11 protein-coding genes are annotated in these 15,221 nt (G+C 63.3%); 3 read left to right on the forward strand and 8 right to left on the reverse strand.

All coding sequences use genetic code 11. The features are described from left to right. The first annotated feature begins 66 nt into the window (after window positions 1–66). Window positions 67–1,665, forward strand: coding sequence for a glycosyltransferase family 39 protein (locus LPB73_RS04885; RefSeq protein WP_231079792.1), 1,599 nt, complete (start codon window positions 67–69; stop codon window positions 1,663–1,665). A 162-nt stretch (window positions 1,666–1,827) separates the two neighbouring features. Here LPB73_RS04885 and LPB73_RS04890 read toward each other — a convergent pair whose 3' ends face one another. Both LPB73_RS04890 and LPB73_RS04895 read right to left on the reverse strand, forming a co-directional pair. Then, complete coding sequence (locus LPB73_RS04890; RefSeq protein WP_231079793.1) at window positions 1,828–2,856, reverse strand: YcjF family protein; 1,029 nt, start codon at window positions 2,854–2,856, stop codon at window positions 1,828–1,830. Beyond that, entirely contained in the window at window positions 2,853–4,316 is a 1,464-nt protein-coding gene (locus LPB73_RS04895) for a YcjX family protein (RefSeq protein ID WP_231079794.1), read from the reverse strand. The genes LPB73_RS04890 and LPB73_RS04895 overlap by 4 nt, the downstream gene beginning before the upstream one ends. 224 nt (window positions 4,317–4,540) lie before the next feature. Here LPB73_RS04895 and trhA point away from each other — a divergent pair, with 224 nt between their 5' ends. Both trhA and LPB73_RS04905 read left to right on the forward strand, forming a co-directional pair. Beyond that, window positions 4,541–5,239: a PAQR family membrane homeostasis protein TrhA gene (gene trhA, locus LPB73_RS04900; protein ID WP_089265299.1), complete on the forward strand. Its 699-nt coding sequence runs from the start codon at window positions 4,541–4,543 to the stop codon at window positions 5,237–5,239. Window positions 5,240–5,324: 85 nt separating this feature from the next. Next, a complete protein-coding gene (locus LPB73_RS04905) occupies window positions 5,325–6,119 on the forward strand; it encodes an SDR family oxidoreductase (protein ID WP_231079795.1) in 795 nt (264 codons plus the stop codon). Between the two features lie 244 nt (window positions 6,120–6,363). Here the strand turns inward: LPB73_RS04905 and LPB73_RS04910 are convergent, their stop codons facing one another. The 6 genes from LPB73_RS04910 to LPB73_RS04935 all read right to left on the reverse strand — a co-directional run bounded on the left by LPB73_RS04910 (window position 6,364) and on the right by LPB73_RS04935 (window position 15,200). Next, a complete protein-coding gene (locus LPB73_RS04910) occupies window positions 6,364–8,706 on the reverse strand; it encodes a molybdopterin guanine dinucleotide-containing S/N-oxide reductase (protein WP_231079796.1) in 2,343 nt (780 codons plus the stop codon). 29 nt (window positions 8,707–8,735) lie between these two features. Next, on the reverse strand, window positions 8,736–10,364 hold the full coding sequence (mdlC, locus tag LPB73_RS04915; RefSeq protein WP_231079797.1) for a benzoylformate decarboxylase: 1,629 nt from the start codon (window positions 10,362–10,364) through the stop codon (window positions 8,736–8,738). Window positions 10,365–10,704: 340 nt separating this feature from the next. Beyond that, the gene (locus LPB73_RS04920) at window positions 10,705–11,556 is read right to left on the reverse strand and encodes an FAS1-like dehydratase domain-containing protein (RefSeq protein WP_231079798.1); all 852 of its coding nucleotides are present in this window, start codon (window positions 11,554–11,556) and stop codon (window positions 10,705–10,707) included. Between the two features lie 25 nt (window positions 11,557–11,581). Further along, entirely contained in the window at window positions 11,582–12,676 is a 1,095-nt protein-coding gene (locus tag LPB73_RS04925; RefSeq protein WP_231079799.1) for a CaiB/BaiF CoA transferase family protein, read from the reverse strand. 9 nt (window positions 12,677–12,685) lie between these two features. Next, the gene (locus LPB73_RS04930; protein ID WP_231079800.1) at window positions 12,686–13,861 is read right to left on the reverse strand and encodes an acyl-CoA dehydrogenase family protein; all 1,176 of its coding nucleotides are present in this window, start codon (window positions 13,859–13,861) and stop codon (window positions 12,686–12,688) included. 67 nt (window positions 13,862–13,928) lie between these two features. Further along, complete coding sequence (locus tag LPB73_RS04935; protein ID WP_231079801.1) at window positions 13,929–15,200, reverse strand: cytochrome P450; 1,272 nt, start codon at window positions 15,198–15,200, stop codon at window positions 13,929–13,931. Window positions 15,201–15,221: the final 21 nt, after the last annotated feature.

A 15,221-nucleotide genomic window follows, 5' to 3' on the forward strand; every position in this document is an offset into this window, starting at 1 on the left:
CAGACCTTATCCAGCAGTAAAGTCAACAAGTTGACAGCATGGCGAAGTCCGCCGAAAAGCTCGGCGATGACGTCTTTCCCCGACCCTTACCTCGATCGGAATGTCTCCCGCCGCGCCTTTTGGGTGATCGGTGCATTGCTGGTCGCGCTGACAGCGATGCGGCTGGTCTATGCCGGGCTGTTCGATCTGCGCACCGACGAGGCCTATTACTGGACCTGGTCGAAGGAAAACGTGCTGTCGTTCCTCGATCATCCGCCGATGATCTCATGGTTCATCCGTGCGGGCACGCTGACCTTCGGCGACACCAATTTCGGCGCGCGTTTCGCCGGTATCGTGGCGATGGCGGTGACGCAATTGCTGCTCGCCGACATCGTTCGCCGCGTCACGCAGGATCTGCGCGCGGTGCTGCTGGCGGTGCTGATGTCGGAAGCGGCGCTGTATTACGGATTGTTGATGGCCAAGGTCGCGCCGGATGTCGCGTTGATCCCCTTCGCCATGGCGATGCTGTGGTCGCTGGTGCGGCTTGCCGAAAGCCATGACGGGCGCTGGTGGCTCGCGGCCGGCGTCTTCGGTGGTCTCGCGCTGCTGTCGAAGCTGACCGTGGTGATGTTCGTACCGGGCATTCTCGCTTTCATGCTGGTGCCGGAATGGCGCGGGCGCTGGCTGCGCAGCCCGTATCCATGGCTGGCCGTGCTGATCGCACTGGCGATCTCGTCGCCGGTCCTGATCTGGAATGCCGGCCACGACTGGGCATCGTTCAGGTTCCAGTTCATCCGCGCCACCACGAACAACGAGGTGTCGCTGCGCACGCTCGGCGATTTTCTCGGCCTGCAGTTCGGTCAGGTCGGCTTCATCCTGATGCCGGTCATTCTCTCCGCGGTTGTCGTCACGGCATGGCGTGGCTATCGCCGCCGCGAACCGGTCGCGATCCTGCTCGCCACCTGCGTATTGGTGCCGTTCTTTTTCTTTGCATGGAAGTCGCTGACCCTGCGTGTCGGCGATACCTGGCCGATGTTCCTGTGGCCCGCCGGCATCGCTGCAGCGGCGATCAACCTGACGAAGCTCGCGGGCGACGGCTGGTCGCCGCGCATGGTGCGTGCCTCCTATGGCTGGAGCATCGCCGCCATCGCCACCGGCATTCCGCTGGTGGTGCTGGTCTTCCTCTATAGCGTGGCCGCGCCATGGAACCTGATCGGCAAGAACGATCCGCTTGGCGGCGAGGGCGGCTATCAGGTGCTGGCCGACCGCGCATTGGCTGACATGAAGACCACCGGCGCCACGTGGATCGCGACGACCGACTACCGCACCTATGCGATGCTGCGCTGGCATCTCAAGGACAGGGTGCCGGTGGTGCAGGTCAACGAGCGCGCCAGATTTATCGGTTTTCGCGATCCCGGCATGGACAGAATTAAGGGGCACACCGGACTTTACATCGCGCAGACCGCGGACAATCAGCGCCCGCTGCTGGCGACGACCCGCGCAGTGCTCACGCCTGTTGCCGAAGTCGATACCATCTGGCGCGGCACGGCCATGAAGCACTATGCGATCGACAAGCTCACCGGCTGGACGCCTGACCTGACGCCGAAGCCCGATACGCCGTTCTATCGCTGGCCGGCCCTGGCGGAGATGACTGTGCCGTCACGCATTCAGCTGGCAGCGCGCTGAGATAACCTCTCCCCGCTTGCGGGGAGAGGTCGACTTTCACATGCGAAGCATGTGGAAGGCGGGTGAGGGGGAGCCCGCGAATGAAACACCGGCTCCCCCTCACCCGTCTCGAATGACCTTCGGCCATTCGATCCACCCTCTCCCCGCAAGCGGGGCGAGGGACTACTCTTCCCCATCCCGCTTGCGCAGCAGATCCTTCGCGAGATCGCCAAGCTGCGGGCGTGGCAGCGCCGTGAACGGCAATGGCCGCGTCACGTCGATGGCGGCGAGACCCAGGCGCGCAGTGAGTAGGCCATTGAGCACGCCTTCGCCGAGCCGCTGCGAGAGCTTTGCCGCGATGCCGTGGCCGAGCACCTGTTGGATCATGCTGTCGCTGGCGGCCATGCCGCCGGTGATGGCGAGATGGCTGATGGCATGACGCATCAGCGTGATCATCCCGAGCGTCCCCGGCCGGCCGCCGTAGAGTTTTGCGAGCTGCCGGACCAGCCGGACCGCCGCGGCGGCGACGAACAGCACATCGACCACCGCGCGCGGGCTGACGGCGGTCACCACCGAGACGCGTTGCGCGGCGACCGAGACGAGGCGACGCGCTTCAATATCGAGCGGGCTCATCAATTCACGCTCGGCCACGCGAATGAGATCGGCGCCGTCGATGATATCGTCGGCATGGCCCTGCAATGCGGTGCGTGCGCGGGCGAGGCGCGGATTGGCGTGCGCGAGCTTCAGCAAGTCGGCGAGCACCGCGCGGCTTTCGGCATGGTCGTCGCTGGCGATCACGGCCAGCGCGCGGGTATGCAGCTTCTCGATGGTGGCGAGCCGCATCAGGCTCAGCGCCTCGCGTGCGATGATGGCGATCAGCGCGATGCTGACCAGCGCGGCGAAGCCGAGACCAAGAAAGCCGAGGCCGTCATTGATCGCGAACAGGTCGCGGACCAGTTGCGTGACGCCCAGACCCGTGCCGAGCAGCACGAGGCCGCCGAGTCCGGTCCAGAACAGCGTGCCCCATCGGAAGCCTGTGCGGACGGACCGTAGCGGCTCGTCGATGACGACGGGCACCGCCATCGGATCGGCTTCGGGCGTGATGCGGATGGTGCCGCGTTTGAGGTGGCCGGCGTCCTCGTCGGCGTCCAGGACGGTGACGTGGGGATCGTCGAGCCGGAACGTAGCCGGGCGGCGCGTGCGGTCGGTCATTGCAGCCTGTCTCCGATCAGGAACTGGAGCGCGCGGTCGAGGCGGATGTGAGGCAGTGCCGGCTCCTCGCCGCCATCGCGCGTGAGTTGCGGCGGGCGGAAGCGCAGGAAGCGATAGTCGGCCTTGTCGGCGCCATCTGTCGAGAGGCCCTTGAAAGAACCGCCGGTGAACAAGCCATCGAGATCGGTCGGCAGATCGCCGGGAAAGGTCGCGACTTCGGTCTCGCCGTCAAAGGTCTCGCCATTGGCGACCTCGCCGGCGGCCGGCGTGCCCAATATCGACGGCAGCTTGTCACGGCCGCGTTGCACCAGCGCTTCCTTGGTAGCGCGCACGGCGGCGATGGCGACGACATCGACCGACGCACCGGCCAACTCCGAGCGTGCAACGGCCTTGGTCACGGTGCGCCTGAGCACATCCTCCAGCCGGTCATGGCTGAGGTGATGCAGATGATCGGCCTTGGTCGCCGCAAACAGGATGCGATCGACGCGCGGGCGGAACAGCGTGCTGAGGATCGTGCTGCGGCCGATGCGGAAACAATCGAGAATGCCGGCGAGGGCGGCTTCGAGATCGTGGAGTGCTTCGGGTCCCGCGTTGAAGGCAGAGAGCGCATCGACGAGTACGATTTGCCGATCCAGCCGCGAGAAGTGATCGCGAAAGAACGGGCGGACGACGACGTCCTTGTAGGCCTCATAGCGTCGCTTCATCATCGCCCACAGCGAACCATCCGGTGCACTGCCATCGCTGGCGACGTCGAGCGGCGCAAAGGTGAGCGCCGGCGAGCCCGCGAGATTGCCGGGCATCAGGAAGCGGCCCGGCGGCAGCAGGCTCATGGCAAAGCGTTCGTCGCGGCAGGCGCGCAGATAGTCGGTGAAGAGTTTTGCTGCGATCAGCGTCGCCTGCTCGTTCTCCGGTGCATTGGGATCGAGCGTGGCAAGATGCGCGTGAAACGCCGCAGCCAGCGCCGCGCGCGGTCCCTGCCGCGATAGCGCAAGGCTCTCCGCGGACCATTCCTCATAGCTCTTGCTGAGCAGCGGCAGATCCAGCAGCCATTCGCCGGGATAGTCGACGATGTCGAGGGTCAGCGTGCGGTCGGCGCCGCTCGTGCGCTGATAGTCGATGACCAGACGCAGCTCGCTGATATCGGTGGTGGAGTTCGGCCAGCGGCGGTCGTCGATCAGCGTGCGCAGATGCTCTTCATAGGCGAACCGGGGAACGGCATCGTCGGGCTGCGGCGCGAGACGCGCCTTGGCGATGCGTCCGGTGGCGAGCGACTCGAAGACGGGAAAGCGTCCGCCGCGCGTCAGGCCATGCACCAGCGCGGTAATGAAGACCGTCTTGCCGGCGCGCGACAGGCCTGTGACCCCAAGCCGCACCGTGGGATTGAACAGACCATCGCCATAATCGAGCAATGCGCGCGCGGACAGCCGTGCTTCTTCGACGAGTTCGGACAGGCTGGGCATCGTGCGGGAAAGCTCATCATGGTGAATGGTGCGCGGGTGTTGGTCTGCCTCTAAAAATGGCGATTGTCTGACTGAAATCAAGTTCGTCACGAAAGCGTCGTTACTTCGTCGTTTGGCTTTCGTTGACGATCTCCAGCCTATGATCTATCGCTGATTTCAGGGGAAGTCACAGGCGGGCTTACGGGGCAAGCTCACCGCATCGCACCGGCCGGGTTGACGCCACCATGACCGTTTTCCGATTCAAAGAACTGACCAGTAATTCCGCTCACATGGTGGCCGGCGCGATCCGCTGGAATTACGACCGTGCCGAACTGATCGCCGACGGCATCGTTCACGGTCTCGGCGTGTTCTCCGGCCTGATCGCCGCCACTGTCCTCATCGTGCTCGCTGCCGTTTTCGCCACCGCCTATGAAGTGGTGACCGTCTCGGTCTATTCCGTGGGCCTGCTGGCCATGTTGGTGCTGTCGGCCATCTATAATATGTGGCCGGTGTCGCCGCGAAAATGGTTCCTGCGCCGCTTCGATCACTCCGCGATCTACTTGCTGATCGCAGCGACCTACACGCCGTTCTTCGCGCAGATCGCCAACACGCGGCTCGCGATCTCGCTGCTGGCCGGCGTGTGGAGCGTCGCCATCACCGGCATCGTGATCAAGCTGGTTTATCCCGGCCGTTTCGATCGCCTTGCGGTCGTGCTCTATCTCGCCATGGGCTGGAGCGGATTGATGGCCTATGACGCCGTGTTCACGCCGCTGCCGCCGCTCACCATGTGGTTCGTCGCCGCCGGCGGCACGCTGTATACGCTGGGCGTCGTATTCCACGCCTGGCAGCGGCTGCGTTTCCAGAACGCCATCTGGCACGCATTTGTCCTGCTCGGCGCCGCATGCCACTATACGGCCGTGCTCGACATGGTGCTGAGCACCTAGAGCATGATCCCGAAAAGTGGGTACCGGTTTTCGGATCAGATCATGCTCTAATAAGAAACAAAAACAAACAAAAAGGGAGTGCGGCATGCGGGTAGACGGCAAGGTCGTCGTCGTGACCGGTGGCGCCAATGGCATCGGCCAGGCGCTATGCGAGACATTTCATAAAGCAGGCGCAGCGAAAGTCGTCGTCGTCGATCTCGATGGTGAGCGGGCGACGGCCGTTGCGGAGGCCATCGGCGGCGCCGCGTTCCGATGCGATGTCGGCAAGGAAAAAGACATCCAGCATGTGATCGAACTGACCGAACGGCATTATGGGCCGATCGCTTTGTTCTGCTCCAATGCTGGCATCGGCGGCGGCTTCGATCCCATGAGCCCGAATGCCGGTGGCACGTCGGATGAACCATGGGCGAAGAGCTGGGCGATTCATGTGATGGCCCATGTCTATGCGGCGCGGCATCTGATCCCGCTCTACAAGGCGCGCGGCGGCGGCTACTTCCTCAACACGATCTCTGCCGCGGGGCTCCTCTCGCAAGTCGGCAGCCCGGCCTACTCGACCACCAAACATGCCGCGGTGGGGTTCGCCGAAAATCTCGCGATCTCCCACCGGGCAGATAACATCAAGGTCTCGATCCTGTGCCCGCAGGGTGTCGATACCAATATGCTGAAGAACATTCCGAAGGGTCCGCAATCCAATGACGGCAACCTGTCGCCGGAACAGGTGGCGCAGGATGCACTCGCCGGCATCGAGGCGGAGACGTTCCTGATCCTGCCGCACAAGCAGGTCATCGACTACATGCGCAAGAAGACCGAGAACTACGATCGCTGGATCGGCGGCATGGCCAAGATCCAGGCGAAGATGCGGGAGACGTTTGGGAAGTAGGGGTGGATGCTTTCTCAACCTCGCCCCGCTCTTTGCGGGGAGAGGTCGGCGCGTAGCGCCGGGTGAGGGGCATGGCACACGGCCAGCCACACAGAAGCCCTCTCGGATCTCTCTGAATGATGCCGTGTCGTTCAAGGAATTTCGCGACCCGAGAGACTGGCGCTGTGGCGAATGTCGCGCGCGGCCCCTCACCCGCCGCGAAGACGCGGCGACCTCTCCCCGCAAAGAGCGGGGAGAGGTAAGATCATTCCGCCGCTTCCAGCTTCGGCGGGCGTGGCCGGATCACCGGGACTGGCGGATCATAGGCCTGGATCGGCGGCAGGTTGCCGGTGAACTTCTCGACATTCACCACCGTGAGCTGGCCCGTGCAGCCCTGCGCCAAGCGCGAGGTGCCGGTGTCCCTTGTCAGCACATTCGGATTGCCGTGCACGCAGAGCGGCTTCTCCTCGTTCGGATCCTCGGGATCGTAGTAGGCGCCGGTCGGCAGCTGCACAACGCCGGCCATCACGTCTTCGGTGACCACCACCGAGGCGAGACACGAACCGCGCTGATTGAACAGCTTGATGATGTCGCCGTCCTTGATGCCGCGCGCATCCGCATCGATCGGATGCATGCGCGCGACCTCGCGGCCGCGGCGCTTCTCGGCGCTGCTATGGCCGCCGAAATCGAGCTGGCTGTGCAGGCGCGACGCCGGCTGATTGGCGACAAGCTGCAGCGGGTTGGTCGCATCGACAGTGTCTTCTGGCGTCAGCCAGACCGGATGGCCGGGGCAGTCGTCGTAACCGAAGCTGGCGATGGTATCGGAAGTGATCTCGATCTTGCCGCTGGTGGTCGGCAGCGGCGTGCCCTCGGGATCCTCGCGGAATGCACGCAGCGTGCCGCCATCGAGCGGCAGTTGCGGCAGCATCACTTCGCCGGCCGCCCAGAAGGCATCGAAATCAGGCGCGTCGAGGCCCTTGGCGACCAGGCCGTCATAGGTCGGCTGATAGAGATGTTTCAGCCACTCACGCGGCGTGCGGCCTTCGGTGAATTCATTGGCCTTGCCGAGACGCTCCGACAGGCCGGTGAAGATCGCATAGTCGTCGCGCGCGTCGCCAAACGGCTCAGCCATCTGATGCATCGCGACCATCAGCGGATCGGTCTGCGATGACCCGATGTCCTCGCGCTCCAGGCTCATAGTACAGGGGAGCACGAAGTCGGCGTGGCGTGCCGATGCGGTCCAGGCGAGATCGTGCACCACCAGCGTGTCGACCTGCGCGAAAGCCTTGCGCAGGCGGTTGAGGTCCTGATGGTGATGGAACGGATTGCCGCCGGCCCAATAGACCAGTTTGATATCCGGATAGGTCATATGCGCGCCGTTATATTCGAACGGTGCGCCGGGATTGAGCAGCATGTCGCTGACACGCGCCACCGGGATGAATTCGCTGACGCCGTTCTTGCCCTGCGGCAGGCCGGCGATCGGCACGGCATTCTGGCGACGGCCATAGTTTGCGATGGCGCCGAGCGCATAGCCGAAGCCGCCGCCGGGCAGGCCCGATTGTCCGAACATCGCCGACAGCACCGAGGCCATCCACACCGGTTGTTCGCCATGCTTCGCGCGCTGCAGCGAATGCGCGACCACGAACAGCGCGCGCTTGCCGGGCAGACGACGCGCGAGCTTGAGAATGTCATCGGCCTTGAGGCCAGTGATCGCAGCGGCCCAGGCGGCATCCTTCGGCTGGCCGTCGCTGCGGCCCATCAGATAGTCTTCGAAGATATCCCAGCCGTGCGTGTGGCTGTCGAGGAACGCGCGATCATGGGTGCCGTCCATCACGGCGGTGTGCGCGATGCCGAGCATCAGTGCCACATCGGTGCCGGGACGCGCGGCGACCCAGTCCTGGTTCACTTCATCGGGCAGGTCACTCTTCAGCGGCGAGATCAGCACGAGTTCGCCGCCGCGCTTGCTCAGTGCGATCATGTCGCGATGTTCGGTGTGCTTGCTGATGCCGCCGCCGGCAACGCGCGAGTTCTTGGTATTCATGCCGCCGAAGGCGAGAATAATATCGGTGTGTTCGACGATTTCATCCCAGCCGATATTGCGGCGGGTCATATCTTCGTAATTGCCGAGGATGTGCGGAATGAGCACCGTCGACGCGCCGGCCGAGTAGCTGTTCACCGAGCGCACATAGCCGCCGAGGGCGACATTCAGAAAACGATGGATCTGACTCTGCGCGTGATGGAAGCGTCCGGCGCTGGACCAGCCATAGGAGCCGCCATAGATCGCCTTGGCGCTGTAGGTGTCCTTGACGCGCTTTAGCTCACCGGCGAGCAGGTCGAGCACCTCGTCCCATTCCATCTCGACGAATGCATCGCGGCCGCGACGATCGTCCGGGCCCGGGTCGTTCTCGAGCCAGCCACGGCGCACCATCGGCTTGGCGATGCGCGCCTTGTGGCGGAGCGCGTCGGGAAAATTCTGGATGATCGGATTCGGATCGGGGTCGATCGGATGCGGCGTGATGACCAGCTTGCCGTCGACCCATTGTCCGGAAAAGGCACCCCAGTGGGAGCTGTGCGTTTTCTTCGAGGAGTCGCCTGCCTGCTTCGTCATGCCTGACCTTCCGTTATGATCCCGTCATATCAGTGCTTCTGTCCATAAAGCACGGGAACGGCCGAGTCGACGATGACTTCGACAAGGCTGACGCCCGGATGTTGCAGACTGGCAGTAAATGCACGCGCAAGTTCCGATGATTTGCTGATGCGCACCGCATGCGCGCCCATGCCTTCGGCCAATTTGACGAAATCCAGACCGGGCAGATCCAGCCCGGGAACATTACGCACCTGCATCACCTGGCTGAAGGAACGCATCGCGCCGTAACCGGAATTGTTGATAACCACTATGGTTAAAGGCAATTTGCGCTGCGCGGCGGTCCACAGTGCCTGGATCGAATACATCGCCGAGCCGTCGCCGATTAGGCACACGGTGCGACGATCCGGATAGCCCAGCGCCATGCCGACCGAGGCCGGCAGCGAGTGGCCGAGACCGCCTGAGGTCATGGTGTAGAAACTGTTGGCACCGCGCATCGGAAGATACTTCTGCATCGCCGGGCGATGCGACGGCGCTTCTTCCACCAGCATCGCGTCTGCAGGCATGGCCCGCGATAGCGTGTGCAGCAGATAATCTATCGGGATCGGGTCAGCACCCGCGGGCGGTGGCGGCAGGATGCGGCCCTTCGCAACATGTCGCTTGGTGTCTGGTAGCAGATCGAGCAGCAGCTTGAGCGCCGGCTTCATGGTCGCAATGATGCTGGTGCCGATCGGTGCGACGGCAGCCGAGTCCGCATCATCCGTGATCTGGAAGATCGTGGTGTCGCCATCGAAGATTGCGGCATGACCTTCGACGTGGAAGGTGAATACCGGCGCGCCGATCACGACGACGAGATCGTGTTCGCGGAGTGCGTCGGAGAGCTGCGCCGGCGAGGCGTGCAGGAACCCCGCAAATTGCGGATGAAGTTCCGGGAAACTGCAACGCGCCGAAAACGGACTGACCCAGACGGCAGCCTTCGTCTTCTCCGCAACGCTGACCATGAGATCGACGGCGTTTGCGCGATCAATCCCGGGGCCAACGATGAGCGCCGGGTTCTTGCTTGTGCCGAGTGCGGCGACGAGTTCCTGCATCGCCTTGGGATCTGGCCCGAGCTCGCGGCTCACATAACGTGCTTCAAGAGGTTGGGCCTGATGCGTCCAATCGTCGATCGGCACCGACACGAAAGTCGGTCCGCAAGGCGGCTGCATCGCCACATAATAGGCGCGCGCGATCGCGGCGGGCACATCCTCGGCACGTGCGGGCTCGACGCTGTATTTCACATAGGGCCGCGGAAATTCCGAGGCGCGCTCGGCATAGAGAAACGCCTGCAGCGGCAAAATGCTGCGCGCCTGCTGGCCGGCGGTGATGACCATCGGCGTTTGGTTGCGATGCGCGGTGTAGATATTGCCCAGCGCATGGCCGACGCCGGCAGCGGAATGCAGATTGACGAAAGCGGCATTGCGCGTCGCCTGCGCATAGCCGTCGGCCATGCCGATGACTGAGGCTTCCTGCAGGCCGAGCACGTAATCGATATCGTCGGGCCAGTCGGACAGAAACGGCAGTTCCGTCGAGCCGGGATTGCCAAAGACTTTGGTGATGCCGAAGCCGCGCAGAAGGTTCAGCGTGGCGTCCTTGACGGTCACGGGAGTACGGGCGGCGGTTGTCTTGCTGTCGCGGGCCAAGGTCGTTTCCTCACGGGATCGGGCAGTTGTCTGCCGTGTGTTGTTGACTCATCAACAGCAGGAGAGGGCCGGGAGTCAATCGGGGAGGAGGGGGCAAAACCGCCCCGACGGAGCGGAGGCGCGCCGTCGCTCCCTCTCCCCGCTCTTGCGCGGGGAGAGGGGTGGGGTGAGGGGCGGGGCACATGGCCCACGAAAGGTTGGGGAGATTGCGGATCGAAAAGTCGAGATCCGATAGGTGAGGCCCCTGGGTCTCTATAGCGTGCGGCCCCTCACCCGCCGCGAAGACGCGGCGACCTCTCCCCGCAATGCGGGGAGAGGTTAGGTTAGAGCGTCGCTGCGGCTACCAGCTCGCGGTCGCTTTCATGGTCGGCGCGCCTTTGTCGTTGGCGGTCCAGACGTCGAGCCCGTCCGCCGTCTCGTTCGCATTCACCGAAAAATCCGCGCCGTCGAACAGCGGTGACACGCCGCGATAGCTGAATTTCGCCGGCGCCTTGCCGCCCTTCAGCTTGGCGGCGAACTCCACCAGCAAGGCCGCCTGCAGCGGCCCATGAAACACGAGGCCGGGATAGAATTCGACCTTGGTGACATAGTCGCGGTCGTAATGGATGCGGTGACCGTTGAATGTCAGCGCCGAGTAGCGAAACAGCAGCACGGGATCGGCGTAATGCGTCTCCTGATGCTTGGCCGCAGGGACTTCCTTCGGCGCGGGGGCCGGCGGCGCCATGCTGGTCGGCATGTCCCTGTAGACGATGTCCTGGCGCTCGCGGATGGCGAGGCCACGCTTCGTCGTGATCAGGTGCTCGACATTGACGAAGCACAGCGCGCCGGTCGAGCCGGTCTTCAGATTGACGTCGAGGATCTTCGACGAGCGTGTGACTTCATCTCCGACAACAAGCGGGTCGAGAAACTGGCACTCACCGCCGGCCCACATGCGGCGTGGCAGCGGCACGGGCGGCAGGAAACCGCCGCGCGCGGGATGACCGTCGGGCCCGAGCTTGTCCATCGCCGCCACCGGCTGCGCCAGGCACCACTGCGTGGTGAAGGGCGCGGCATCACCGGGCTTCGGCGTGCCGATGTCGAGAAACAGCGTCGCGCGCAAGCCCTTCACGAGCTGCGCGGTGACCACGTCGGAGGCCTCAATGGTGCGACCGATCCACTGCTTGAGATGATCGATGTCGAGCTTGTCGGTCATGACGACCTCCATCTGATCTTGAAGTTCACTTCTGCACTTCGCCGATGCCGGGCACCGCGCCATAGCTGCGCGGCGCGTCGACCCAGATCGCGGCCGGCGCCGGATACGACACCTCGCCGTTCGGCGTGTTCACGGTGATGCGGCGCAGATGCGGATGGGTGGTGAGATCCGCCATGGTGTTCACTTCCGCAAACGCGATGTCGGCGTCGGTCAGGCGCTTCAGCAATTCATCGCGGCTGAGCGATCCGAAGATGTCGCTGACGGTCTGGTCGGTAAAGGCGCGGTTGCGTACGCGCTCGACGCCGTTGACCAGGCGTGAATCGCTCGCCAGCGCGGCATCGCCGAGCACCTTGGCGCAGAGAATCTTCCATTCGCGCTCGCTCTGGATCGAGATCAGGATGTCCTTGCCGTCCTTCGAGCGAAACACGCCATAGGGCGCGATCGAGGGATGCGCGAGGCCCATGCGCTTCGGCTCATTGCCGGCTTCGGCATTGAGCAGCGGCACGGTGAGCCAGTCGGCCATCACGTCGAACATGGAGATGCGGATATCGGCGCCTTCGCCGGTCACCGAACGCCCGATCAGCGCTTCCAGGATCGCCGCATGCGCGGCAGCGCCGGTGGCGACATCGACGATGGAGACGCCGACGCGCGACGGGCCTTCGGGGCCGCCGGTGATGGAGGCGAGTCCGCTCTCTGCCTGGATCAGCAGGTCATAGGCCTTGCGATGGGCATAGGGGCCGGTGTCGCCATAGCCGGTGATGGTGGCGCAGATCAGCCGCGGATAATCCTTGCGCAGCCGCTCGCGGGTGAAACCGAGCTTGTCCATCGAGCCGGGCTTGAGGTTCTGGATCAGCACGTCGGCGGTGGCGATCAGCTCTTCCATGGCCTTGCGGCCGTCCGGCGTGGCGAGATCAACGACGACGGAATCCTTGCCGCGGTTGAGCCAGACGAAGTAGCTGCTCTGGCCCTTCGCCGCGGCGTCATAGCCCCTGGCAAAGTCGCCTTCGGGGCGCTCGATCTTGATGACATGCGCGCCGGCGTCCGCGAGCCGCGAACTGCAGAATGGTGCAGCCACCGCCTGTTCAACGGCGATGACGGTCAGTCCCTTGAGCGGCAGCATATGTCTATCTCAATACGAGCGCGGCATGCCGAGCACGTGCTCGGCCACGAAGGACAGGATCAGGTTGGTCGAGATCGGCGCCACCTGATACAGACGGGTCTCGCGGAATTTGCGCTCGACGTCGTATTCCTCGGCAAATCCAAAACCGCCATGGGTCTGGATACAGGCATTGGCCGCTTCGAAGGACGCATCGGCCGCGAGCATCTTGGCCATGTTGGCTTCGGCGCCGCATTCCATGCCGGCTTCGTATTTGCGCAGCGCTTCCTTCACCATCAGCTCGGCCGCGCGCATATTCGCATAGGCCTTGGCGATGGGGAACTGAATGCCCTGGTTCTGGCCGATCGGGCGGCCGAACACCTGACGCTCCTTGGCGTAGGCGCTCGCCTTGGCGATGAACCACTTGGCATCGCCGACGCATTCGCTGGCGATCAGGATGCGTTCGGCATTCATGCCGGAGAGGATGTAGCGGAAGCCCTTGCCCTCTTCGCCGATCAGGTTTTCCTTCGGCACCTTCATATCGGTGAAGAACACTTCGGTGGTGGCATGGTTCATCATCGTGCGGATCGGGCGGATCTCGAGGCCGTTCTTTTTGGCCTCTTTCATGTCCACCAGAAACACCGACAGACCGTCGGTGCGCTTCGCCGCCTGTTCCTTCGGCGTGGTGCGCGCGAGCAGCACCATCAGGTCGGAATATTCGGCGCGGCTGGTCCAGATCTTCTGGCCGTTGACGATGTAGTCGCCGTTATCGTCCTTCTTCGCCACCGTCTTCAGCGAGGATGTGTCAGTGCCCGAGGTCGGCTCGGTGACGCCGAAGGCCTGCAGGCGAACTTCGCCACTGGCGATCTTCGGCAGCCACTTGGCCTTCTGCTCGTCATTGCCATGACGCAGCACGGTGCCCATCGTATACATCTGCGCGTGGCAGCCGCCGCCGTTGCAACCGGCGCGCTGAATCTCTTCGAGGATCGCCGCTGCGGCCGACAGCTTGAGGCCGGAGCCGCCATATTCCTCGGGGATCAGTACTGACAGGTAGCCGGCTTCCGTCAATGCATCGACGAAAGCCTTCGGATAGGCCATTTCGCGGTCGAGCTTGCGCCAGTATTCACCGGGGAACTGTGCACACAGTTTGGCAACGGCATCGCGGATATCGTGGAATTCGTCCTGTTCCGCGGGATGGTGTTTCGTCAAGGAATTGAGCTTCTCTTCTTGAGGGGAAAATTATGAATCCTGACCGGCATTACGAAATCCTCCGGTCTTACGTAATTTTAACCGGGAGGGTCTCGTAGCCTTTAACGAAGCTCGAATACACGCGCTTGGGTTCCCCCACAACTTCGATGTTCTCGAACCGTTTCAGTATCTCCTCCCAAACGATCCTCAATTGCAACTCCGCCAGGCGCATGCCCACGCAGCGGTGTATGCCAAAACCGAATGACAGGTGAATCTTCGGCCGCGCGCGGTCGATGATGAACTCGTTCGGGCGCTCGATGACCTCCTCGTCGCGGTTGCCCGAGACGTACCACATCACCACCCGGTCGCCCTTCTTGATGGTCTTGCCGCCGAGTTCAGTATCCTGCATGGCGGTACGGCGCATATGCGCGAGCGGCGTCTGCCAGCGGATCACTTCCGGGACCATGGTCTCGATAAGCGACGGATTGTCGCGCAACTTCTGATACTGGTCGGGGTTCTCGTTCAGCGCCAGCACCGAACCGGTCATGGTGTTGCGGGTGGTATCGTTGCCGCCGACGATGAGCAGGATGATATTGCCCGTCAGCGTGTCGGGATCCATGAAGCGCGTCGCGTCGCTATGTGCCATCATGGAAATCAGGTCATTCCGCGGGTCGGAATTCACGCGCTCATTCCAGAGCTTCTGGAAATAGGCGGCGCATTCGTCCATCTCGCGGCGACGCTCTTCCTCCGACGACACGATTCCACTTTTTGGGAGCGCGGTGGACACGTCCGACCAGCGCGTCAGCTTGCGGCGCTCCTCCCACGGGAAGTCGAACAGGGTCGCAAGCATCTGCGTGGTGAGTTCGACCGAGACGCGTTCGACCCAGTCGAAGGTCTCGCCGCGCGGCAATCCGTCGAGCACCTTGCAGACGCGCCCACGGATCAGCACCGCCATCTCGTCGAGATGATCAGGCGTGAACATCGGCGTCACGGTCTTGCGCTGGGCGCTGTGCTTCGGCTCATCCATGGCGATGAAGCTCGGCCAGTCATAGCCTTCCGGCACGTCGCGGATCGCGATGCCGCCATGCTTCACGTCGGAGGAGAAGATGCCGTGATTGGTGTCGACATGCATGATGTCGTGATACTTAGTCACCGACCAGTAGGGCTCGATCGGTGCATTGGTGCAGTAATGCACCGGCTCTTCCTTGCGCAGCCGTTCGAAGAACGGCCACAGCGTATCGGTCGCGAACAATTTCGGCGCGCCGGGATGGAAATCCTTCAGCGGCGTCGAATAGGCGATCTCGCGCGCGACGCGCTGGATCTCGGCTTTGTCAGGATTGATCCTGGCTTGGATATTCATGGCGTCTGCTCTCCAAAAAAT

The organism is Tardiphaga sp. 37S4, assembly GCF_021044645.1.
Lineage (GTDB): Bacteria > Pseudomonadota > Alphaproteobacteria > Rhizobiales > Xanthobacteraceae > Tardiphaga > Tardiphaga robiniae.